The organism is Apibacter muscae (assembly GCF_007845595.1).
Taxonomy (GTDB): Bacteria; Bacteroidota; Bacteroidia; order Flavobacteriales; family Weeksellaceae; genus Apibacter; species Apibacter muscae.
Genome location: NZ_SELI01000014.1, coordinates 162,205 through 183,708, shown reverse-complemented (window position 1 = coordinate 183,708; position 21,504 = coordinate 162,205). Strand labels below are relative to the sequence as shown.

26 protein-coding genes are annotated in these 21,504 nt (G+C 29.6%); 17 read left to right on the top strand and 9 right to left on the bottom strand.

Features of this window, described 5'->3' with window-relative positions:
• Nucleotides 1-10 precede the first annotated feature (10 nt).
• Nucleotides 11-541 carry an NADH-quinone oxidoreductase subunit NuoE family protein gene (locus ETU10_RS01075; RefSeq protein WP_146309408.1) on the bottom strand — a complete coding sequence of 177 codons (531 nt, stop codon included), beginning with the start codon at nt 539-541 and terminating at the stop codon, nt 11-13.
• Nucleotides 542-1,065: 524 nt separating this feature from the next.
• Here ETU10_RS01075 and ETU10_RS01070 point away from each other — a divergent pair.
• Together ETU10_RS01070 and ETU10_RS01065 are read left to right on the top strand one after the other, a co-directional pair.
• Nucleotides 1,066-1,281, top strand: a complete 216-nt coding sequence (locus ETU10_RS01070) for a hypothetical protein (RefSeq protein ID WP_146309384.1) — start codon at nt 1,066-1,068, stop codon at nt 1,279-1,281.
• Entirely contained in the window at nt 1,247-1,546 is a 300-nt protein-coding gene (locus ETU10_RS01065; protein WP_185145031.1) for a hypothetical protein, read from the top strand. The genes ETU10_RS01070 and ETU10_RS01065 overlap by 35 nt, the downstream gene beginning before the upstream one ends.
• 111 nt (nt 1,547-1,657) lie before the next feature.
• Here ETU10_RS01065 and ETU10_RS01060 read toward each other — a convergent pair whose 3' ends face one another.
• On the bottom strand, nt 1,658-2,701 hold the full coding sequence (locus ETU10_RS01060) for a hypothetical protein (RefSeq protein ID WP_146309382.1): 1,044 nt from the start codon (nt 2,699-2,701) through the stop codon (nt 1,658-1,660).
• Between the two features lie 398 nt (nt 2,702-3,099).
• On the opposite strand from ETU10_RS01060, the gene ETU10_RS01055 reads away from it, so the two are divergent.
• The 12 genes from ETU10_RS01055 (at nt 3,100) to ETU10_RS01010 (ending at nt 12,977) form a co-directional block, all read left to right on the top strand.
• Nucleotides 3,100-5,184: a peptide MFS transporter gene (locus tag ETU10_RS01055; protein WP_146309381.1), complete on the top strand. Its 2,085-nt coding sequence runs from the start codon at nt 3,100-3,102 to the stop codon at nt 5,182-5,184.
• Between the two features lie 2 nt (nt 5,185-5,186).
• Nucleotides 5,187-5,822, top strand: coding sequence for a hypothetical protein (locus ETU10_RS01050; protein WP_146309380.1), 636 nt, complete (start codon nt 5,187-5,189; stop codon nt 5,820-5,822).
• The gene (locus tag ETU10_RS01045; protein WP_146261132.1) at nt 5,819-6,298 is read left to right on the top strand and encodes an OmpA family protein; all 480 of its coding nucleotides are present in this window, start codon (nt 5,819-5,821) and stop codon (nt 6,296-6,298) included. The genes ETU10_RS01050 and ETU10_RS01045 overlap by 4 nt, the downstream gene beginning before the upstream one ends.
• Nucleotides 6,295-6,459, top strand: coding sequence for a hypothetical protein (locus ETU10_RS11115; protein WP_185145030.1), 165 nt, complete (start codon nt 6,295-6,297; stop codon nt 6,457-6,459). The genes ETU10_RS01045 and ETU10_RS11115 overlap by 4 nt, the downstream gene beginning before the upstream one ends.
• Nucleotides 6,460-6,577: 118 nt before the next feature.
• Nucleotides 6,578-6,754: a hypothetical protein gene (locus ETU10_RS11110; RefSeq protein ID WP_185145029.1), complete on the top strand. Its 177-nt coding sequence runs from the start codon at nt 6,578-6,580 to the stop codon at nt 6,752-6,754.
• Between the two features lie 3 nt (nt 6,755-6,757).
• The gene (locus ETU10_RS01040; protein ID WP_146309379.1) at nt 6,758-7,342 is read left to right on the top strand and encodes a thrombospondin type 3 repeat-containing protein; all 585 of its coding nucleotides are present in this window, start codon (nt 6,758-6,760) and stop codon (nt 7,340-7,342) included.
• Nucleotides 7,343-7,348: 6 nt separating this feature from the next.
• Complete coding sequence (locus tag ETU10_RS01035) at nt 7,349-8,260, top strand: 1-aminocyclopropane-1-carboxylate deaminase/D-cysteine desulfhydrase (protein ID WP_146309378.1); 912 nt, start codon at nt 7,349-7,351, stop codon at nt 8,258-8,260.
• 348 nt (nt 8,261-8,608) lie between these two features.
• A complete protein-coding gene (locus tag ETU10_RS01030; RefSeq protein WP_146309377.1) occupies nt 8,609-9,667 on the top strand; it encodes a glucosaminidase domain-containing protein in 1,059 nt (352 codons plus the stop codon).
• 6 nt (nt 9,668-9,673) lie between these two features.
• Entirely contained in the window at nt 9,674-10,960 is a 1,287-nt protein-coding gene (hemL, locus tag ETU10_RS01025) for a glutamate-1-semialdehyde 2,1-aminomutase (RefSeq protein ID WP_146309376.1), read from the top strand.
• 224 nt (nt 10,961-11,184) lie between these two features.
• Entirely contained in the window at nt 11,185-11,730 is a 546-nt protein-coding gene (locus tag ETU10_RS01020) for a lipocalin family protein (protein ID WP_146291222.1), read from the top strand.
• A gap of 304 nt (nt 11,731-12,034) precedes the next feature.
• Entirely contained in the window at nt 12,035-12,712 is a 678-nt protein-coding gene (locus ETU10_RS01015; RefSeq protein WP_146261137.1) for a LexA family transcriptional regulator, read from the top strand.
• A 46-nt stretch (nt 12,713-12,758) separates the two neighbouring features.
• Entirely contained in the window at nt 12,759-12,977 is a 219-nt protein-coding gene (locus ETU10_RS01010) for a PspC family transcriptional regulator (protein ID WP_146309375.1), read from the top strand.
• 3 nt (nt 12,978-12,980) lie between these two features.
• Here the strand turns inward: ETU10_RS01010 and ETU10_RS01005 are convergent, their stop codons facing one another.
• The 6 genes from ETU10_RS01005 to ETU10_RS00980 form a co-directional block, all read right to left on the bottom strand.
• Nucleotides 12,981-13,775: a rhomboid family intramembrane serine protease gene (locus tag ETU10_RS01005; protein ID WP_146309374.1), complete on the bottom strand. Its 795-nt coding sequence runs from the start codon at nt 13,773-13,775 to the stop codon at nt 12,981-12,983.
• Between the two features lie 82 nt (nt 13,776-13,857).
• Nucleotides 13,858-14,436 carry a Crp/Fnr family transcriptional regulator gene (locus ETU10_RS01000; protein WP_146261140.1) on the bottom strand — a complete coding sequence of 193 codons (579 nt, stop codon included), beginning with the start codon at nt 14,434-14,436 and terminating at the stop codon, nt 13,858-13,860.
• 21 nt (nt 14,437-14,457) lie between these two features.
• The gene (lepA, locus tag ETU10_RS00995) at nt 14,458-16,254 is read right to left on the bottom strand and encodes a translation elongation factor 4 (RefSeq protein WP_146309373.1); all 1,797 of its coding nucleotides are present in this window, start codon (nt 16,252-16,254) and stop codon (nt 14,458-14,460) included.
• A gap of 145 nt (nt 16,255-16,399) precedes the next feature.
• Complete coding sequence (locus tag ETU10_RS00990; RefSeq protein ID WP_185145028.1) at nt 16,400-17,392, bottom strand: LLM class flavin-dependent oxidoreductase; 993 nt, start codon at nt 17,390-17,392, stop codon at nt 16,400-16,402.
• A gap of 71 nt (nt 17,393-17,463) precedes the next feature.
• On the bottom strand, nt 17,464-18,108 hold the full coding sequence (locus ETU10_RS00985; protein ID WP_146261143.1) for a carbonic anhydrase: 645 nt from the start codon (nt 18,106-18,108) through the stop codon (nt 17,464-17,466).
• Nucleotides 18,109-18,121: 13 nt separating this feature from the next.
• Nucleotides 18,122-18,544, bottom strand: coding sequence for a DoxX family protein (locus ETU10_RS00980; protein WP_146309371.1), 423 nt, complete (start codon nt 18,542-18,544; stop codon nt 18,122-18,124).
• Nucleotides 18,545-18,651: 107 nt separating this feature from the next.
• Here ETU10_RS00980 and yiaA point away from each other — a divergent pair, with 107 nt between their 5' ends.
• Nucleotides 18,652-19,059, top strand: a complete 408-nt coding sequence (yiaA, locus tag ETU10_RS00975) for an inner membrane protein YiaA (RefSeq protein WP_146261145.1) — start codon at nt 18,652-18,654, stop codon at nt 19,057-19,059.
• Nucleotides 19,060-19,135: 76 nt separating this feature from the next.
• Here the strand turns inward: yiaA and ETU10_RS00970 are convergent, their stop codons facing one another.
• Nucleotides 19,136-20,410, bottom strand: a complete 1,275-nt coding sequence (locus ETU10_RS00970) for a DcaP family trimeric outer membrane transporter (RefSeq protein ID WP_146309370.1) — start codon at nt 20,408-20,410, stop codon at nt 19,136-19,138.
• A gap of 274 nt (nt 20,411-20,684) precedes the next feature.
• Here ETU10_RS00970 and ETU10_RS00965 point away from each other — a divergent pair, with 274 nt between their 5' ends.
• Complete coding sequence (locus ETU10_RS00965) at nt 20,685-20,987, top strand: urease subunit gamma (RefSeq protein ID WP_146261147.1); 303 nt, start codon at nt 20,685-20,687, stop codon at nt 20,985-20,987.
• Between the two features lie 19 nt (nt 20,988-21,006).
• On the top strand, nt 21,007-21,504 hold the full coding sequence (locus tag ETU10_RS11375; RefSeq protein ID WP_146309369.1) for an urease subunit beta: 498 nt from the start codon (nt 21,007-21,009) through the stop codon (nt 21,502-21,504).

Here is a 21,504-nt window from a genome sequence, read left to right as displayed (position 1 = left end):
CTTTCTTTAATTAATCAATGGCTATGTTCCCTAGTTTGCAAAGCTCTATAATTTCATCCACTTTTTCTTTCGTTAAATGTTCGTGATAAAATTTACCCATTTGCATCATAGGTGCATACCCACAAGCCCCTAAGCATTCCGCTGGTTTTAATGTAAATAACCCGTCTTTCGTCGTTTCTCCCTCTTTTATCTGTAATTTTTCTTTTATGTACTCAATAATACCATCACTTCCATTCAGCATACAAGGACCTGTTCTACAAACCTCAAGCACGTATTTCCCCACAGGCTTCATATTAAACATGGTATAGAATGTCGCTACTTCATATACTTCTATAGAAGTAATATTAAGTAATGATGCAACATAATCCATAACCGGAACATCTAACCAACCTCCAAATTCTTTCTGAGCTAGATGTAAAACTGGTATTAAAGCTGATTTTTGCTTACCTTCAGGATATCTAGCTATTATCTCATGAACTTTTTTCAAAGATTGATCACTAAAAACTATCTTTTCAAGATTATTAGTATTGTTTTCAGTCATTTCGAGTTTTTCGTTAGGTTGCAAATATACAATTTTGTATTTTATAGTTTGAAAGTTAATTTATAGATTTTAATCTACAAACATAATCTAGAATGGTTTTAAATAGTATTTATTTACAAAATTTAAAATCTTGGGTTTTATATAAAAATTAAATTTCAAATAATTTTATTATTCATTGTCGCTCTTAAATGATATATTAAAACTAGCATGATTTTTAACGATAAAAAAACATAATTACCACTTAATCAATTAGATATAAAAAAAATATTTTTTTTGTTCTTACTTATAAATTCCATTCTTCTACTTGGATAAACCGGAATTAATCCCCCCCTAAACACACACTACACGTAAATGGTTCAACTCAAATCACTGGAGAGTTAAATATAGGTAGAGATGATAAAACACCAGGAAATCCAGGTAAAAAAGGTCAAATATTTATCTCTAGGGGAGAAGGATCTTCACCATATTGGTCAGATTATTCGATTCCTCAAATTAATTCATAAACAGCTGGTACAATAATATTTGTGAATGGCGAAATAAAAATTGCTCAAGAGATAAGAGTACAACTTGAAAAGGACTTTTACTACACTGATGTTACTACTGCATCTGCAATTCCTTATTTAAGTATTGTTATCATTGATAACGAAAATAGTTTTACTTCAGGACCATCTGGAAACTCCTTTACTGTTAAAAAGGATGGTATATATGGTTATTCTCAACTATATGATTCAGGATGCTAAAACGAATAGTAACCCTGTCGTTGGAATTTGGGACGATACTGAAAATAAATGGATCGCTCGTATAAATGATGCTTTCAATGCTCCTAATACCAATGTATCGCAGAGCAATCAAACTTATACATTAATTACAGCAAATCCACTTTATAAAGATCACGTTTACTCTCTTAGAGTTGGAAATACAAGTCCTTTCATCTTAAAAAGCACTAGTTCAGGCAAAACTGGCTCTGGACAAGTTTCCATGATAAGTATTAAAAGACTTAAGTAATATCTTTAATCTACTTCTAAATTCACTTCATGAGATAAATTATTAAATATATTACAAAAAAAAAGAGAAAAGTATTTTTTTCTCTTTTTTTATAGTATATAATACAGCAAGCTATAAGCTATTACTTATTGAGTATTCTTTGAAATTTTGAATTTCAAAATGTAAGGAATTAACTTTATTTAAAGCCATATTTTCTTTTCTTTTGCTAATTAATTCAAGCATTTTATCACCATCTTTTTTATCATATCCATTGTCTATTAAAAGATTTGCATATTTTATTGCTTTATCAAAATCATCTATACAATAATATATTTTCATTAAATTATAATAAGATGAATATCTAACTTTTTTATTTTTTTTATCGTTGCCTACATATTTTTGTAATAATTCTTCGAAAATTAAAATTGCTGGTTTTATTTTTTCATCTATATCTTCAGGCAAATAATTATATTTAACATCTTTAAATGAATTTTTTATAATTTCTAACGCTTCCTGATGTTTTTCATATTCTGGATTTTTTTTATTCCCTAATAACCAGAGCTTAACTTCTTGATTATAAATTGGATAACCAATTAGTTCATTAAAAAACCTGTTTATTTTATAATAATTATGGCTTACAACTTGTTTTTTAAAGTCTTCATCCCAGTCTCTTCTTTTTAAATTATAATAATCTACAGCCTCTTGTGAAGAACTATATTCAGAAGTTTCATATTCCAATCCATAAGATAATGATAAAGTTGATTTTAAGTCTTTAATTTTTGCATAATTAAAGCCTCCATAATTGTATTTTCTCTTAACTTTATAAAACCTTATCTTTTTTTCATTATCATTTTTATCTGTAATTATTTCCACTCTTTCCACAATTTGAGGCTCATCCGCCTTAAATCCACTGGGTAAACTAATCTCTATCTCTATACCTAAATTACTTTCTAATACTCTCTTAAAACCATTTATATTTATTTTTTCTACATCAAAATCTACACCTGTATTATTTTGAGTAACATTTACATAAAATAATCTTTCTTGCTCTGGATAATAATTACTTGGCAATAGAATACTTTCTGTATTATAATAAAATTTATCCAAGTTTGTACTTTGTGAATATAAATTTACACTCAACAATATTGAGGTAACGACAATAAATAAAAATTTCATGTTAGTTATGTTTTTATTAATTTTAAAGGCAAATTTAAATATAAATTTCAATATATCATTTAATAAATTATTATATCAAATCTCCTATCATCTATTTCAAAAATTCAACATTTCCAAATAAAATCTAATAATATTAAACTATTCAAAATTTAAACAAAGATTTATATTATTAAAACATAAAAATTTAAGAAAGTATAATTTATAAGAAATATAATTTTTTTACTTAAAAAATCACTAAAAATTTCTATATAAATCCAATTATATATATTTATAACTTTTGAAAAAATAATAAAAGAAATATTTCTAAAATAGTGCTATTAAAAAATATTGCTAGAAATTTAGGTCAAATTTTTGATAAATCTAATTTTAGAAAATTCACTTAGATCGAATTATTAAATATGAAAAATAAGTCTAGTTCAAATTTTTTTGATTCTCAAGTTCTCGGGCATCCTAGTGGCCTTTTTGTCTTATTTTTTACTGAGATGTGGGAACGATTCTCTTTTTATGGAATGAGAGTTCTATTAATAAACTTCCTTACAATGGCGATTATTGGCTCAAACCCTGGTTGGGCTTGGAGTGCAGTAAATGCGGGAGCCTTATTCGGTACTTATGCCATGTTGTTGTATTTAACTCCAATTCTGGGAGGGTTAATTGCAGATCGATATATAGGTTATCGTTGGGCAATTGTTATAGGAGCATTTATCATGACCTTAGGGCACGTTTCAATGACTTTTGAGAGTGAATCTTCTCTTTATCTAGGTTTAGCTTTATTAATCATTGGAAACGGTTTATTTAAACCCAATATTACCTCAATCGTATCAGAAATCTATAAAGAGGTACCTGATAAGAAAGACGGTGCTTACACTATTTTTTATATGGGCGTTAATGCAGGTGCATTTTTTGGAATGATGCTATGTGGTTACCTTGCAGAAAAGGTGGGCTGGAGCTGGGGCTTTGGTCTTGCAGGTGTTTTTATGCTTCTTGGTACTTTACAGTTTTGGTTGGCTAAACCCCTATTTGGAACAATTGGTAACATTCCAAAAAAAGTTTTAACTAACAGCAATGTTGTTGCTAATCCTCCACAATCCCTAAATCCATTTACCTTCCTTGATAAAATTCTCATTGTCTTATCTTCTATCATTGGATTAGTCTATGCTATTAATGATCCTTTATCTAAAATAAAAGGAATAAATATTCTTCCTCAAGAATTCATATTTAATAAAGATCTTATAGAAGGCCCTTTAGTTATCGCTATCCTGGGTCTATTGATGTTTTTATATCTCATTATCACTCGTATTATACGCTACGAAAAAATTGTTAGAAACCGAATGATTGTTGTAGTTATTTTTGCTTTTCTAACTATGTTTTTCTTTGCTTCTTTTGAACAAGGAGCTACTTCATTAGTAATTTTTGCACGAGATTTTACCAATAGACTGGTTGAAGGGAAGGCAGCTACTATCTACCTAATATTTAATACTTTATTAACAATTGTGCCTTTAGTAATTATTTCATGGGTATTATATTTATTGTTTAAGAAAACACACCACAAGATACTATCGTCCAACCTTGTATTAGGGATAAGCTTTGCTATTATTTGGGGGTTGGTAATTTGGCTTTTAAATAGCGATAGAAAATCTCATGCCTACGAAGTTGAGTATTTAGCCATTAAAGATCCTAAAGTTAATATTGAGAATACTGAGAAAAGTTCTGAAAATATTTATACTCCACTCTCAGAATCTTATCAAATAAAACCAAGCGACTCCATAGTAACAAAAAAAATGACTATAGCTTCTCAGACTGAATATAATATAAACGATTCCATATTATTGCATGAAGAAATTGGTATTATGGTTCCTTTAAGCAAAAATCAAGAGGAACGAATAAGAGAAGACTATAAAACACATGGATTAGAATCCAAAATTATAAAAGCAAAAATTTCGGATATTCGAGATAATAAAATTGAAATTACAACTTCTTGGTTCAGCATTCTGAACTCCTTTTTTATTATAACTTTTGCATCACTTTTTACCCAATGGTGGGACAGCAAATATAACCCTAGTGCAGCTATAAAATTTGGGTTAGGACTAATTATTATGGCAATTGGATTTGGCGTTCTTGCCTATGGTTCACTAGAAATCCCTAAAAGTTCAGCTCCGGGAATTTTTAGAGTTAGCATGCTCTGGCTTATTCTCGCCTACCTGTTCCACACTTTAGGAGAACTATGCATTTCTCCGGTAGGTCTTTCCTATGTAAGTAAATTAGTTCCAGGACGTATGATTGCATTTATGTTTGGTATGTGGTATTTAGCAATAGCTATAGGAAGTAAATTAGCAGCCTCTTTGGGAGGTATGGTTGAAGAAATTTCAAAAGAATATAGCATGAGCTATTTCTTTTTAGTTTTTACTTTTATACCAGCTTTAGCAGGAATTATCTGTATAACTTTAAATCCATTAATAAAAAAACTGATGCATGGGGTTAAATAATTATGTTGAATAAAATAATATTTACCTTTTTCTTGCTTTATTTCTATAATTCTTGGGGACAAAATATTCAGGATTTAAACAGGAATAGTTTTTCTGATAGAGAAAATATACGTACAAAAGAAAAAGCAATTTCCAATTTTGAAAATCTTCTAGACACAGATCATGACGACATTTCTGACTCGGAAGATCGTTGCCCCAATGAAACTGGAACTCCTTATTTTAAAGGTTGCCCGGATACAGATGGAGATGGAATTCTAGATGTGGATGATGCATGCCCTACAATATCAGGACTTAAAGAAGATGATGGATACCCTAAAGCAATACCCCTTCATCCACAAAAAAAAAGTAATGGTATACAATTTAGTGAAAACAATTATCATCTAAGCTCTGAAGTTATAGAAAGCTTAAAATATGTAGCTATACTTATAAATGATATCAACGATGAATTTCTTATAAAAGGTTCTGCCATTTGTACTGAATCCAAAAAAATCGCCAAAAAAAGAGTTAGAAATGTACGTACTGAACTGATAAAGAATGGAGTTAAAAAAAATAAATTAAAACTTGAAGCTTTCTATTCTTCAGATTGTGAAAATACAAATGTTGAGAAAGATGTTATAATTAAGCTATTAAATTCATGAAAGAGCTATTAATCTTTATAATCTTCTTATGCCCTTTCATTTCTTACGGACAAACTACTATAGATACTGATGGAGATGGAATTCCTGATACTGATGACATATGTCCTATGACACTAGGAACTATAGAAATGAAAGGTTGTCAAGAACCAACCTACTGTTCTTTTTCTCCCTTAGAATTTTTATTTGATAAAAATAGCTATTCTTTAACTTCAAAAAGTTCACATAACCTAAAATCAATTACAATTTTTATGAAAGAAAAGAATGCAAAATTTTATGTAAAAGGTTTTGCTACTTGTGATGAATCTAAAAAACTGGCAAAAAAAAGAGCAAAAAATGTAAGAAATGAACTAATAAAAAATGGAGTTAATAAACATAAATTAAAGATAAAGATCATCTATTCTTCTAATTGTAACAATACAGAAATAAAACCCGAGGTAAACTTTCAGATAATAAATTACAAGAAAGTAAGCTTATGAAAAAAATCTTATTTTTACCCCTATTATTCTTTTCCTTTGTTTCTTATGGACAAGTATCCTTAGATTCGGACAAAGATGGAACACCTGATATATATGACAGATGCCCCACCATATACGGTCTCAGAGAAAATGAAAGATGCCCTTGGCAAATAGTTACTTGATATATTACTCTACATATTAATTTTGTAGAAAATAATGCTTCTTTAACTTCACATGAGATGGATCAATTAAAATTAATTTATAGCCTTTTAGAAAATAATGATACTAAATTCTATTTAAATGGTTTTTCTGTTTGAAAATGAACCTAAGAAAATTGCAAAAGAAAGAGCAAAAAATGTAGGAAATGAATTAGTAAGAAATGGAATAGATATAAAGAAGAGACTAAATTTAAAAACTAATCATTTAATTAATTGTGAAGAAGCCAAAAACAAAGTTGTTTTTTGTATAAGAAATTAATCCATGAAAAGAAACTTATTATTTTATTTACTTCTTTACTTTTCTAGTTTTTATGGACAAACTAGTATAGACACAGATGGGGATGGAATTCCTGACTCCGAAGATCGTTGCCCCAATGAAACTGGAACTCATTATTTTCAAGGTTGCCCGGATACAGATGGAGATGGTATTACTGATATTGATGATACATGTCCTAACGAGTTTGGACCTAAAGAAAATATGGGATGTCCTTGGAATTTTGATGAAATAAATCGTGAATCACAATGCCATTTTGTTGAAATCATTTTTTATTTAAATAGTATTGATCTTACAGAAAAAAGCAAAAAAGGAATTTCTTGTTTTTCTTATAATATAAACAAATACTTCAAAGAAAAAAAATTCATAGTACGTAGCTATCCAGATTTAAAAGAATCAAAAAAAATTGGCAGAAAAAGAGCTATAATAGTAAAAAAACAACTAATAAAAGGAGGAGTAAATCCAAATAAATTAACAATAAAAGTAAGTTATGATAAGACTCCTCACTTCTTAAGAAGAGTTTTTGTTTTTGATAATAAAAATACTATATTCAACAAAAATACAATTAATTAGTATACAATGCCTATCCCCATTCAACCTTTTCAATTCCCGGATTTAAAAACAAATCACCAACTTTATATAAAAAGAGAAGATTTGATACATCCTAATATCTCTGGGAACAAGTATTGGAAAATGAAATATAATTTACTTAAAGCTCAAGAGCTAAATTGTAAAACATTAATCACTTTTGGAGGGGCTATGTCTAATCATATTTATGCAACTGCCGCCTGCGGATTTGAAAACAATTTTAACACTATAGCAATTATACGTGGGGAAGAAATTGCAAACGGATGGCATGATAACCTTACCTTAAAACAAGCCCATCAATGGGGCATGAAATTTTACTTTGTTCCTCGTTCAGAGTATCGATTAAAAGAAAAATCTCCCTTAATTCAAAGTATTCTTAAGGACATACCCAATCACTATCTAATTCCAGAGGGTGGCACAAATGCCCTAGCCGTAAAAGGAGCTTCTGAAATTCTTTCTAAAGAAACTAAATCTTTTAATGTAATTACTACAGCAGTAGGAACTGGAGGAACCATCTCTGGGCTTTTAAAAGGAAGTGCTAAACATCAGCATATACTTGGATTCCCTGCTTTAAAAAATGCCGAATTTTTAAAAACTGAAATATTAAAATTAACAGAGAAAACGAATTTTGATTTAATCTTAGATTATCATTTTGGAGGTTATGCCAAGGTAAAAACAAACCTTATACAATTTATCAATGATTTTTTCCAACTTAATAAAATTTTATTAGATCCTATTTACACGGGTAAAATGATGTATGGATTGTATGAAATGCTTAAAAATGGATTGATCTCTGATAAAAAAAAGATTTTAGCTATCCATACCGGTGGCTTACAAGGAATTCATGAAATGAACAAAATTTTAATAAAAAATAAAAAAACATTAATTCTTACAAATCTATAGGCTAAAAACAAGCTAATTTATAATTCAGCTTATCATTTAAATTAAACTCACATACGATTATAATTTATATTCTTAAAACATTTTAAATGATTTTTAGTTATAAAATATATAATTCTAATAATCTATTTTATAATCTTAGTTCAAAACAAAAACAAAAATTAGTTAAATAAATATTAAAGCTCATAAATTAAATATTTTTTAATTTAATTTTGAATTTCATTTTTTTATGTATCAAGTCATTACATTACTATATGTATTTAAATTTATTTTTTAAACTTCATATTTTTAACTATAAAAAAATGAAATAATTTAGTATTAAAAAAATATAAATTAATAGTTTATTATATTATGAAAAAGCTTGTACTAATTGTAGCTTTTAGTATTGTAGGGAAATTCTCTTTTACACAAGAATCCGTAAAAAAAGACGAATTATATATTCAAACCCATGCTAGAACTGCGGTTAAAGAAATGATTTTATATAAAATACCTGCAAGTATTACAATTGCCCAAGGTATTTTAGAAACCGGCAATGGACAAAGCACCCTTGCTCAAGTCGGTAATAATCATTTTGGCATTAAATGCAAAGGAGAATGGACTGGAGATCGTATGTATCATGATGATGATCTTAAAGGAGAATGTTTTAGAAAATATACTTCTGCCGAAGAATCTTACAGAGATCATTCTCTTTTTTTAGCAGAAAGACCTTATTACAAGAAATTATTTACCCTAGATATTAAAGATTATAAAGGATGGGCTTATGGATTGAAGAAAGCTGGTTATGCTACTAATCCTAAATATGCGTACAGCTTAATTTCTATTATTGAACGATACAACTTGAACCGATTTGATAATATCAATGAAGAACAAACTGACCTTGTATTGGCAGAACTATTTCCTAATTCATATACACCTGCCTTACCTGCTTCTGAAAAAAATGAAACAGTACAATTAGCTACTAATACCAACGAAAAAAAAGAAGTCAATAAACCGTTGATTTCTAATAATTTAACAAATAAAAAAACTTTAAAAACTAAAACTAACAATTTTGAATTTCCAAGTCGTAGAGTAAGAATACATCCCAACGGCAAAATCAAATATATTGTTTGGAAAGAAGGTGACCGATTAGAAGATGTTGCTAAAGCTTATCACATTAACCTTCAAAACTTAAAATCTTACAATGATCTAGCTTTTAAAGAAGAAATATCTATCAATCAAAAAATCTATCTGGAACCCAAAAAAAATAAAGGAATTTCTAAAATCTATATCACTAAAAATGGGGAAAGAATGTACGACATAGCTCAAAACAATGCTATATCACTGATAGAACTTTATAAAAGAAATACAATGCTTCCTGGGCAGGAACCGGAAAAAGGAGATAAAATATTTTTAAAGGGAAGAAAAAGCTAAAAATTTATGAAATACGAGAGAAGTAGTGCTTTATTTAAAGATGCTCAAAAATATATACCTGGAGGAGTTAATTCACCCGTTCGCGCATTTAAATCTGTAGGTGGAACCCCCATTTTTATTAAATCTGCCAAGGGAGCCTATCTTACTGATGAAGATGGGAATTCATATATCGATTATATTAATTCTTGGGGTCCTATGATCCTTGGACACAATCCATCAGAAGTGCTTGAAACAGTTACAGAACAGTTAAAAAATGGATTTTCCTTTGGAACACCTACCGAACTTGAAACTGAAATAGCTAAAATCATAACAGAATCCGTTCCATACATAGATCAAGTACGAATGGTAAATTCAGGAACGGAAGCTTGCATGTCTGCCATTCGATTAGCCAGAGGATATACTTCAAGAAATAAAATAATAAAATTTGAAGGTTGTTACCATGGACATTCAGATTCTTTTCTTATAAAAGCCGGAAGTGGCTTGGCTACTTTTGGAAGCCCTAGCAGCCCGGGGGTTACTCCAGGAACTACCCAAGACACACTATTAGCAAAATACAACGATTTAGAATCTGTAAAAATTTTATTTGAACAAAATCCGGAAGAAATAGCGGCAATTATCTTAGAACCTGTTGCAGGCAATATGGGATGTATACCTCCCGAAAAAATTTTTTTAGAGGGTTTAAGGGATCTTTGTAATAAACACGATTCTTTATTAATTTTTGACGAAGTTATGACAGGATTTCGTTTAAAAATGGGAGGAGCTCAAGAATATTTCTCGGTAAAAGCAGATCTTATCACTTATGGAAAAGTCATTGGTGGAGGTATGCCTGTGGGTGCTTTTGCAGGAAGCCATAAAATTATGAAATTTCTTTCTCCTGAAGGCCCTGTTTACCAAGCAGGTACCTTATCTGGAAATCCTATTGCTATGCGTGCTGGATATACAACTCTTTCAATTTTGAAAGATAATCCTTCTATATTTCACAATATAAATAATACCACTCGTAAATTAAGCACTGAGCTTTCAATCATCTTTAAGGATTTTGGAGTCCCAGTTTGTGTTAAGCAATGTGGATCCATGATGTCTTTATTTTTTACAGCTGAAGATATTCATAATTTTGATGACGTCACAAGAGCAAATCATGAATATTTTAATAAATATTTTCATTTTATGCTTGAAAATGGTATTTATCTACCTCCGTCTGGATATGAAACTTGGTTTATATCTTCCTGTATTTTAGGTAATGAAATTAATAAAACATTGGAATTAACACGGAAATTTTTATCAAAGATATAATTATAACTGTTTTACTAAATATTTGCTTAAGATATCTCTTAACATTAAATTTAATAGACTTTTATAATTATTTTATCTTTTTTAAATTAAAAATTATACAAAATATTTTATATTAAATTAAAAATTAATTCTATTATAATTCTTAAATATTCAAAGATCAATCCTATTTGGTACTTAATTTGATAGTCTCTACCAATAATAAAAATAAATATAGATTTTAAAATATGAAGTTGACCAAAGTTATATTGGGAGGATTAATATTTAGCTGTTTAGGAACAGCTACAACACTATATTTATTGAATAAAAGAAAAACCACCCCTAAGGGTATAATACCTATAAGACCATTTAACATCAATAAATTTTTAGGTAAATGGTATGAAATTGCTCGCATTGATTTCTTTTTCGAAAAAAATATGGAAAACGTTATTGCGGAATATTCTTTAAATTTTGATGGTAGTCTAAGAGTTTTAAATAGTGGCTATAATTTTAAGAAAAAAAAGTATAAGATATCTGCCGGTAAGGCTATTTATAATTATAACAATGAGGGCAAATTATTGATATCCTTTTTTGGTAAATTCTATTCAGGATTCAATGTGATTTCCATTGATGACGAATATAAATATGCCCTTGTAACGGGTAATAGTAGAAAATATTTATGGATTCTCTCTAGAGAAAAAGAGATGCCACTTGAAATTATTGAAGATTTTCTTATTAAAGCTCATAACTTAAATTATGACATATCAAAACTAGTTTGGACTAATCATTCCTAGTACAATCTTAGTTTTTCATCTTTCATTCACAATTTACAATCACTAGTTTATTTTATAAAAAAATAATTTACGTAATGCCATCAATTAAATAGCAATAAGCGTATTTTTTAATTATTATTTACAGATAAATTAATTATTTCTTTATATTAAATATTTTTTTTTAAACAAAAAATAATATTTTATTTGTACGGTTGTTATGACAATGATACATTTTTTAATACATTTGCTTACGTAAAAAATTATTATAAATATTTTTTTACTCTAATATTTATAAATTTTAAACGAATCATTAATAATAAGCAAAATGAATACAAGTAATATATTATCTAAAATTAAGGATTACTACGGTTTTAAAAAAGATATTGAATTAGCCAATTTTTTAGGCATATCGCCTCAAGCCTTATACAATTGGAAGAAAAGAAATAGTTACGATTTACAACTTATTTATTCTAAATGCCCAGAAATAAATCCAGAATGGTTATTGGCTGGAACCGGAGCAATTCTAAAACGTAGATATAATGAGAATGAGTTTAAGAGTTCTGTTGCTAATGAATTTACAGAAACTTATTCTACTAATCATTCTTCTCACATTCCTATTTTCGATTTAGACAATTCTGAAGGTTTATCGAATCTTCTTAAAAATAAGAATAGTTCTTCATTTTTAAATATTCCTAATATTTCCAATTCAGATGGAGCTTGTTATGTAAAAGGCGATTCCATGGAACCTTTATTTAAAAGCGGTGATATTGTAATTTTTAAAGTCTTACCTATCGAGTCTATTTTCTTTGGAGGAATTTATTTACTAGAGATTGATTTAGGGAATAATTCAAGTTTCACCAGTATTCGGCATATTAATAAATCAGATTTAGGTGATGAATATATAAAACTTACAAGTGCAAATTCTGTTTATGAACCTAAAGATGTTTCTTTGAAAACGGTTAAGTTGGTAGCCACAATAAATTCCAGTGTAAGATTTCATTGATTATCTAAACATTTTACAAAATTATTTTCTTATTTTTAATAAAAATATGGATAAAATTAGGACTTTTTTAGAAGCGAATGGTTTTGAAGTAATCTCTAGAATTTCTGAGAAATTTGGAGTTAGAGCTTCTAAATTACGTTTATTATTTATATATTTATCATTCATTACATTAGGAGGGATTTTTGCTATCTACTTAGTTGGTGCATTTTTTTTATGGGTTAAAGATTGTTTTTTTATTAAACGGCCTTCAGTCTTTGATTTGTAGAATCTAATGTTTTTCTAAATCTTTAATTTCTATTTCTTTATAATTAATTCTATCTTTAATACTTTCTAGCTCTTTAGATACTTTATATTTCAATTGATCTTTATCAGATAAATCCTCTGGGTATTGCTCCTTATATGCTTCCCAAAGCTTCTCATCTTCAATTTCAAATTGGTTATCGTGTTTAGAAACATTTCTTTTAGAGTTTCCAATATTTCTTAAAATGTAAGCTAGAAAAAGTCCTGTGATCCCTCCAGCTAAATGACTCTCCCATGATATTGAAGTGGTATCGTAAATACCAAATACGGAACGGGGTAACATTCCCCAAACAAGGCTGCCATATAAAAAGACCACCAATAAAGATACTGCCATCAAATGATTTTCCTTTCTAAATATACCGCTAAAGAAAAGAAAAAAAGCTAGTAAATAAACTATACCACTAGCACCAATATGGCACGACAAAACTATTGAATGCAAGATTGGTAAATCTGGAATTACCCAAACGATTAATCCACTTAGAATCCACCCATTAACTAAAACAAAGTAGCCTAACTTTCTATAAAACTGGAAAATAAAGAATGTTAAGACAAATAGTGGCACAGTATTGCTAACAATATGTTGGAGATTCCCATGAAAAAGAGGTGCTAAAAAAATACCCCGCAAGCCTTTGAAGCTCAAAGGTATTACACCATAACAATCTTTAAACCCTATTATACTTTGAATGATAAATATAGTCCATATAAACCCAACTAATAAAAAGGGGATAATCAGCGCTTCTTTTTTAATAGAAAATCTCTTCACTAATAGATAAGGTTCTTACGACATAAACAACAAAATTCAGACCTTCATCTAGTGAATGACACATTTACCTAACAGATTAAATCTATTCCTTTATCTTTCTTTTCATTGAGCTAAAAAACTCAGGTGTAACACCGATATAAGAAGCTATATGCTTCTGTGGTATAGAATTTATTAATTCCGGGAAGCTCTTACAAAAATTTTTATATTTTTCTTCAGCCGGTAAACTTAATATTTCATACAATCTATATCTTAAAAAAATTACTGACCGCTCTAAACTTTCATGATAATATGTTTCAAGCTTGGGTATTTTTTTCACAGATTCTTCTTTATCATACTTAGATAATACTAAAATTTCAGAATCTAAGGCTGCCAAAATATTAAATTTAGAAGGTTGATTAAGTAATATACTTTCATTATCTGCCAGCCACCAGCCGGAAGATGAAAACTGTACCACTTGCTCCACTCCTTTATTATCAATAAAAAAACTCCTTAAACATCCAGAGAGAACATAGTAATAGTTTTCTTCCACTTCTCCTTGTTGTAAAAGAAATTCCTTTTTTTTTAACTTTTTAAACTTTAGTATAGACTTTAAATAATATTTCTCTTCTTTAGATAAGGGGATTACATCATTTACATTTCCCAATATAGTCTCATACATCATAACTTACCGAAATTAAAAATACTAATCATTAATTTTTAAAACTGCAAGAAAAGCCGACTGTGGAACTTCAACTCTACCGATCTGCCTCATTCGTTTTTTTCCTTCTTTTTGTTTCTCTAGTAACTTTCTTTTTCTAGATATATCTCCTCCATAACATTTAGCGGTAACGTCTTTCCTTAATGCTTTAATGGTCTCTCTTGCTATAATTTTGGCTCCGATTGCTGCTTGGATAGGTATATCAAACTGTTGGCGAGGAATCAATTCTTTTAATTTTTCACACATTTTTTTACCAATGGTATACGCATTGTCTTGATGTATTAATGCAGAAAGTGCGTCTACAGGTTCTCCATTAATTAAAATATCTACTTTAACTAATTTCGAGGCTTTCATCCCATGAGGAGCATAATCAAAAGACGCATATCCTTTGGATATAGTTTTTAGACGATCGTAGAAATCAAAAACCACCTCAGCCAAAGGCATTTCAAAAAATAATTCAACTCTATCTGTAGTTAAATAGGATTGATTTGTTAATTCTCCCCTTTTTTCTATGCAAAGAGTCATTACAGATCCTATAAAATCTGATTTAGTAATGATTGATGCTTTAATATAAGGCTCTTCTACCCTATCTAACATGGTTGGTTCTGGCAATTCAGAAGGATTATGTACTGGGACCGCTTTATCAGGATTTTTATTTAAATAAGCATTATAAGAAACGTTTGGTACAGTGGTAATTACAGTCATTTTAAATTCCCTATCCAAACGTTCTTGTATAATTTCCATATGTAACATCCCTAAAAATCCACAACGAAATCCAAAACCTAAGGCAGCAGAGGATTCTGGCTCAAATACAAGAGAAGCATCATTCAATTGTAATTTTTCTAACGCCGAACGTAAAAGTTCATACTCTTCGGTATCCACCGGGTAAATTCCAGCATAAACCATGGGTTTCACTTCTTCAAAACCTTCAATAGGCTTTAATGCTGGCTTTTCTGTGGAAGTAATTGTATCTCCTACCTTTACTTCCTTTGCTTCTTTTATCCCACTTATAATATATCCTACATCTCCACACTGAATTGTAGTTTTAGGAAACTGCTTTAACTTAAGTGTTCCAATTTCATCTGCATCATACGTTTTATTTGTGGCCATAAACTTTACTTTCTGACCTTTTTTAATACTACCGTTTACAACTTTGAAATATGCTTCAATCCCTCGAAATGGATTAAATACAGAATCAAAAATTAACGCCTGTAATGGGGCCTCTGGGTCTCCTTTAGGCGAAGGTATTCTCTCAATAATTTCCTCTAATAATTCAGCCACCCCAACCCCGGTTTTTCCACTCACACGTAAAACGTCCTCAGGCTTACAACCTAATAAATTTACTATTTCGTCTGTTACTTCTTCCGGATTAGCAGAGGGTAGATCAATCTTATTTAAAACTGGAATAATTTCTAAATCATGCTCTAGCGCTAGATAAAGATTGGAGATGGTTTGTGCTTGTATACTTTGTGCTGCATCTACAATTAAAAGAGCTCCTTCGCAAGCAGCTATGGAACGAGATACTTCATAGGAAAAATCTACGTGTCCCGGTGTATCAATTAAGTTTAAGATATATTTTTCTCCCTTGTATTCATGCTCCATCTGGATGGCATGACTTTTAATCGTAATTCCTCTCTCTCTTTCCAAATCCATATCGTCTAGAGTTTGCTCTTGCAGTTCTCTATCTGAAATTGTTTTGGTTTGTTGCAAAAGCCGATCAGCCAATGTACTTTTACCATGATCTATATGAGCTATGATGCAAAAATTCCTTATGTTCTTCATATCAAGTTACAATAGTGCAAAAGTACATTTTTTAGTATAATTACTAACTTTCTTTTTTTATATAAAAAATTAAAATTCTTAAATTATGGATAAGTAGATTATAACTTTTCACTTAAAAAGTTATAAAAATATTCTTAAAACAATTTTAAGAATTATACAGATCAGCAATAAGTTTATAAGATTCTTTTTTGTCTTCTATAGACTCTGCATAGGTTGCCAACATAATTTCATCCACTTTATAATCTTCAATTAAACTATCCAGTTGTTTTTTAACTTTTTCTGGAGTGCCACAGATATACAATTGACGATTATACTTAATGCTTAGTTTATCTTTATCAGAATAATCTATATCCTTAATATCCTCAAAATTTATGGGTAGAATATTACCCGTTTCTTGAAGCTGAATAAACCGATGATCCATCATAGCCTGCTGTCGATGGATTTTATCTTTGTCCAAAGAACAAAAAACAAAAATACCAAAACTAGCTTTAGGATTTTTTAAATTTTCAGAAGGTTTAAAATTATTTCTATATATTTCTAATGCTTCTTTTCCTTTAGTTGGATTTATAAAATGCGCAAAAGAAACCCCCATTCCAAATTCAGCAGCTATAATAGCACTTTCAATACTGGAAACTAATAACCATCTTTCAGGCGAAGATTCTACTATTGGCATAGCCTTTATTTCTGTAGATAATTTAGGGGTGCTATCTAAAAATTTATTAATTGCATTTAATTTATCAATAAATTCCTTTTTTGGATCTTGGAGATGAGGATTTAAAATATTTGCAGTTTTTTTATTTGCTCCAGAAGACTTTGCCATTCCCAAATCAATTCTACCGGGATGTAAACTCTCTAAAACGTGAAAAATTTCTGCAACTTTTAATGGGCTATAGTTTAATAGTATTATTCCACCTGCACCTACTTTTATTTTTTTTGTATGATTTGCAATGTGTGCAATCATTATTTCAGGTGCAGATCCTATAACCCCATCGGTATTGTGATGCTCGGATAACCAAAACCTATGATACCCTAAACCTTCTGCATAACAAGCTAAGTCAAGAGTATTCTGTAAAGTTTTAGAGGAGGTCTGACCTTTAATAACGGGAGATTGATCTAAAACACTTAATTTTAAGTCCATATTCATTTGATCAATGAAATCATTTAACTGGTCTGAAAAATTAAAATTTCAATAAATTATTGAATTCTAGATTATATAATATCTTTTCCTTCATTAAGGTTGTAAATCTCCATGATTTCTTTTAATTTTTTCTTAAAATTAATTTTTAAATCAATCAATTTTCCAGATCTAATATCAAAAATCCATCCATGTACACTTAACCCCCTTTCTATAAAAGCTTTTTGAACTGCTGCAGTTTTAATTAAATTGATACATTGTTCTTCCACATTCAATTCGGTAAGTCGGTTATATTTCACCACCGTATCTTCTATATTATCTAATTCATCTTTATGAATTCGATAGACATCACGAATATTTCTTAACCATGGGTTTAACAAACCAAGGTCTTTAGCTTCCATGGCTGCTTTTACTCCTCCACAATAATAATGACCACAAATAACAATATGTTTAACTTTTAAATGTTCAACAGCATAGGTAATTACAGACATAACATTCAGATCAATACTGATTACCATATTTGCAATATTTCTATGCACAAATACTTCTCCGGGATCTGCTCCTAGTAGCTCCTCAGTGGCTACTCTGCTATCAGAGCATCCTATGTATAGAATTTCTGGAGATTGACCTTTAGCTAATTCTTTAAAGTAATTTTTATCAACAACTAACTTGCTTTTAATCCATTCTTCATTATGTGTAAATATCTTATCCAAAAACATATATGATCTTAAATTAAACTAAAATTGGATTATTGCCCTTATAAATTCTATAATTCCCTGGTCCTAATAAAAATAAAGATATGGAGGTTAATAAATAAAATAAATTTAGCTCTACTGCTGGACCTCCTGTTTCAGTCAATAAAAATCCTTCCCACCCGTGAACCAAGTATAGAGTCATTAGCATAGTAAAAGCTAATATTAGAGATGAAACTCTTGTAAACACCCCTAATATGATACATAAAGGAGCAATAACTTCCCCAACTGGAACACCCAACCACATAGATTGTGGCAAACCCTTTTCTACTAAAACTTGTTTAATAAAATCGTGCCCATATATGAATTTACTTATTCCATGAAATATCATTAGACCTCCAATGGAAATTCTTAAAAAGAATTTACCTAAATTACTATTAATTTCTTGTGACCTATTTATCATTTTTCAAATTTTTAACCTCAAAGATAGTTAAATTTAATATAAATTATTTGATTTTGCAGATAATTTAAATCACTTACTTTTGCAACAATATATTAATACAACTACTTATGAAAAATAACAAAACTTCTTTAGCTTTTGTTGCCGCTAGCTGGATAGGCTTAATTTTAGGAATAGGAGGCTATTTAATTGGTCTTTGGAGAGCAGAAATGCAATTAAATGAAAAGGGGTATTATCTTTTAATTATTCTTTACGGTCTATTCTCTGCCGTTTCAATTCAAAAATCAGTTCGAGATAAATTAGAGAATATACCTGTGACCGATGTTTACTATGGACTTTGCTGGGCATCCTTAATTATTAGCATTTCGTTATTAGTCATCGGACTTATTAATGCTGATTTGCTTCCTAGCGAAAAAGGATTTTATGCTTTTGGATTTATTTTATCTCTATTTGGTGCTATATGTGTACAAAAAAACACGAGAGACCTTGAAGATGAAAAGAAAAAATTAAACAGTTAACATCATAATAACTTTTTAAGAAAAAGTATAAAAATAAAAACTCAGAATTTCTGAGTTTTTATTTTTTAGTTTTTTATTAAAAATTAAATTTAACTAGGGTTTGTATACAATTGGCTGCTGAACTTTGTCCACCCATATTTACACGATTCCCCCATAAATATTCTGCTCCTAACTGAATATTATTGGTAATATTGTAAAATACATTCCCAACTAAATACTGTCCATATCTATATTCTTGGTCTGAAAAAGTTCCTGATTTAGGGAAAATTTTTGCTTGACTATAACCTAGACTAGTAAAAACGTTTTTAGTAAGATTAAATTTAACTTGTGAAAACCATCCCATAGCTTCTAATGCATACATTCTACCATCATGATTCGGATTATTAACTATTGAAAGGCCGTGCCCAGATAAATCATTGATATATGGCGCTATACCATTCCCATAATTAATCTGCCCGTAAAATTCTATTAAGGGAGTTATACCTACTTTTGTACTTAATTGTACTCCTAAAGCAGTCTCTGTCTCTGTTTTATCTTTAACCAGATTTCTATAATTTATATTCTTCATAACACCTGCTACCCGTATATGACTTGCAAAATCTTTTCCCCAACTATATTGTATATATAGCGGTATATCTGGTATACTCTGCGTTGTTTTTTCATTTAATGAATTTTCATAAGTTCCTGTTGATTGAGACTGCTCAACAGCAACTGCAAATGAAATCTGATCATTGAGTTTATGTGTATAACGTATTTGTCCGGTACGCATCATAGCAGCACCGTTAGGCCCTTGATAATCTACCGTAGGAGGAACAGCTGCTATATCATTAAATGTACTCCATGTTTGACCAATAGTAAAACCTAAAAATGAAACATAAGCATCTTTAAGAGTAAAGTTATTGTTATTTCCGCTAAAATTACCCGATACATATGCCATATATTTTCCTATTTTAGAATTATCTCCCATTAATTTAAAAAATAAGGTCGATTTATTGGCATTAATTTTAAAATCATTTTTTTCTGCGGGATTCATAGGTACTGATATGCTGTAAGGAACAAAACCTGAAGAACTATTAGAAATTCCTGAAAAATTATAAGCCGTTCTTACTCTAATAATTCCTCCAATACCAAAGGCAACTTTCTTTTGTCGATCATAAAGTAAAAAACGAGGTGCTTTAGGATCTTTAAAATACGGACTCGCAGTACGGTGGAAATCTTTTACAATTTCTAAATCACTTTTTTCTGTGTTAATGATAGAAAGAGAGACTTCTGTTGAGTCAATTGGATTTTGAGCTTTAGCCAATAAAAGACTAAAAGCTACAAATAAAGTAGTAAAAATCTTTTTTTTCATTTTTAGTGTTATTGATTAATAATTCTTATCACGCAAATAAAACACCAAACCTGTAATTACTATTATTAAAAATAAATTTTCTAATAAAATTAAATAATTGTTAAATATTTAATCTGGCATAAATTTTGAAATCACTAAGCATATTGCAAAATCATAAAATAAAACTACTAGTTTTCGAATTTTAATTATTTATTTAATTTATTTTATATCAATTTAATACAAAAATGCAAGCATTTTATTATCTGACAATCTTAAAATTATAAATAATATAACCATGTATTTAACCCCTAGAGAAATTGACAAGCTAATGCTCTTATCCTTAGGAGCTATAGCTGAAAGACGTTTAAAAAAAGGACTTAAACTTAATTATCCTGAAGCTGTAGCCTATATTACCTCGGCAGCTTTAGAAGGAGCTAGAGAAGGGAAAACTTTAGAAGAAGTAATGAATGAGGCAGCCAATGTCTTAAAAAAAGAAGATGTAATGGAAGGTGTCGCTGATATGATTCCTTTATTGCAAGTAGAGGCTGTTTTTACAGATGGATCTCGCTTGGTAAGTATACACACACCCATCAAATAAACCTTATAATCTATTTATCATGAGCAAAGAAAATCAAATCAACGATAATCAAATCGCCCCAGGATTTACTCCTAAAAATAAAATTCCTGTAGGAGGGATAATATTCGCGGATCAACCTATTGAATATAATACAGACCGACCAACATTAACAGTTACAGTTAGAAATACCGGTGATAGACCTATTCAAGTGGGTTCACATTTCCATTTTTTTGAAGTAAATCGCTATTTGGAATTTGACCGTGTGGCTTCTTTAGGATATCACTTAAATATCCCTGCTAGTTCTGCTATACGTTTTGAACCTGGAGAAGAAAAAGAAGTGAGTCTAATCACCTTTGGAGGTAAAAGACGAATAATTGGGTTTAACAATTTGGTTGATGGATACACTGGTGATGAAGGTGCACCAACTTTCTTCCCTGCCACTATTAGAGCAATTAAAAAGCTTGAGGAATATGGATATAAAACTATCTCTGAAAAAGACGCTCAAGCAGAATATAAAACAAATGTTAATAAAAAATAA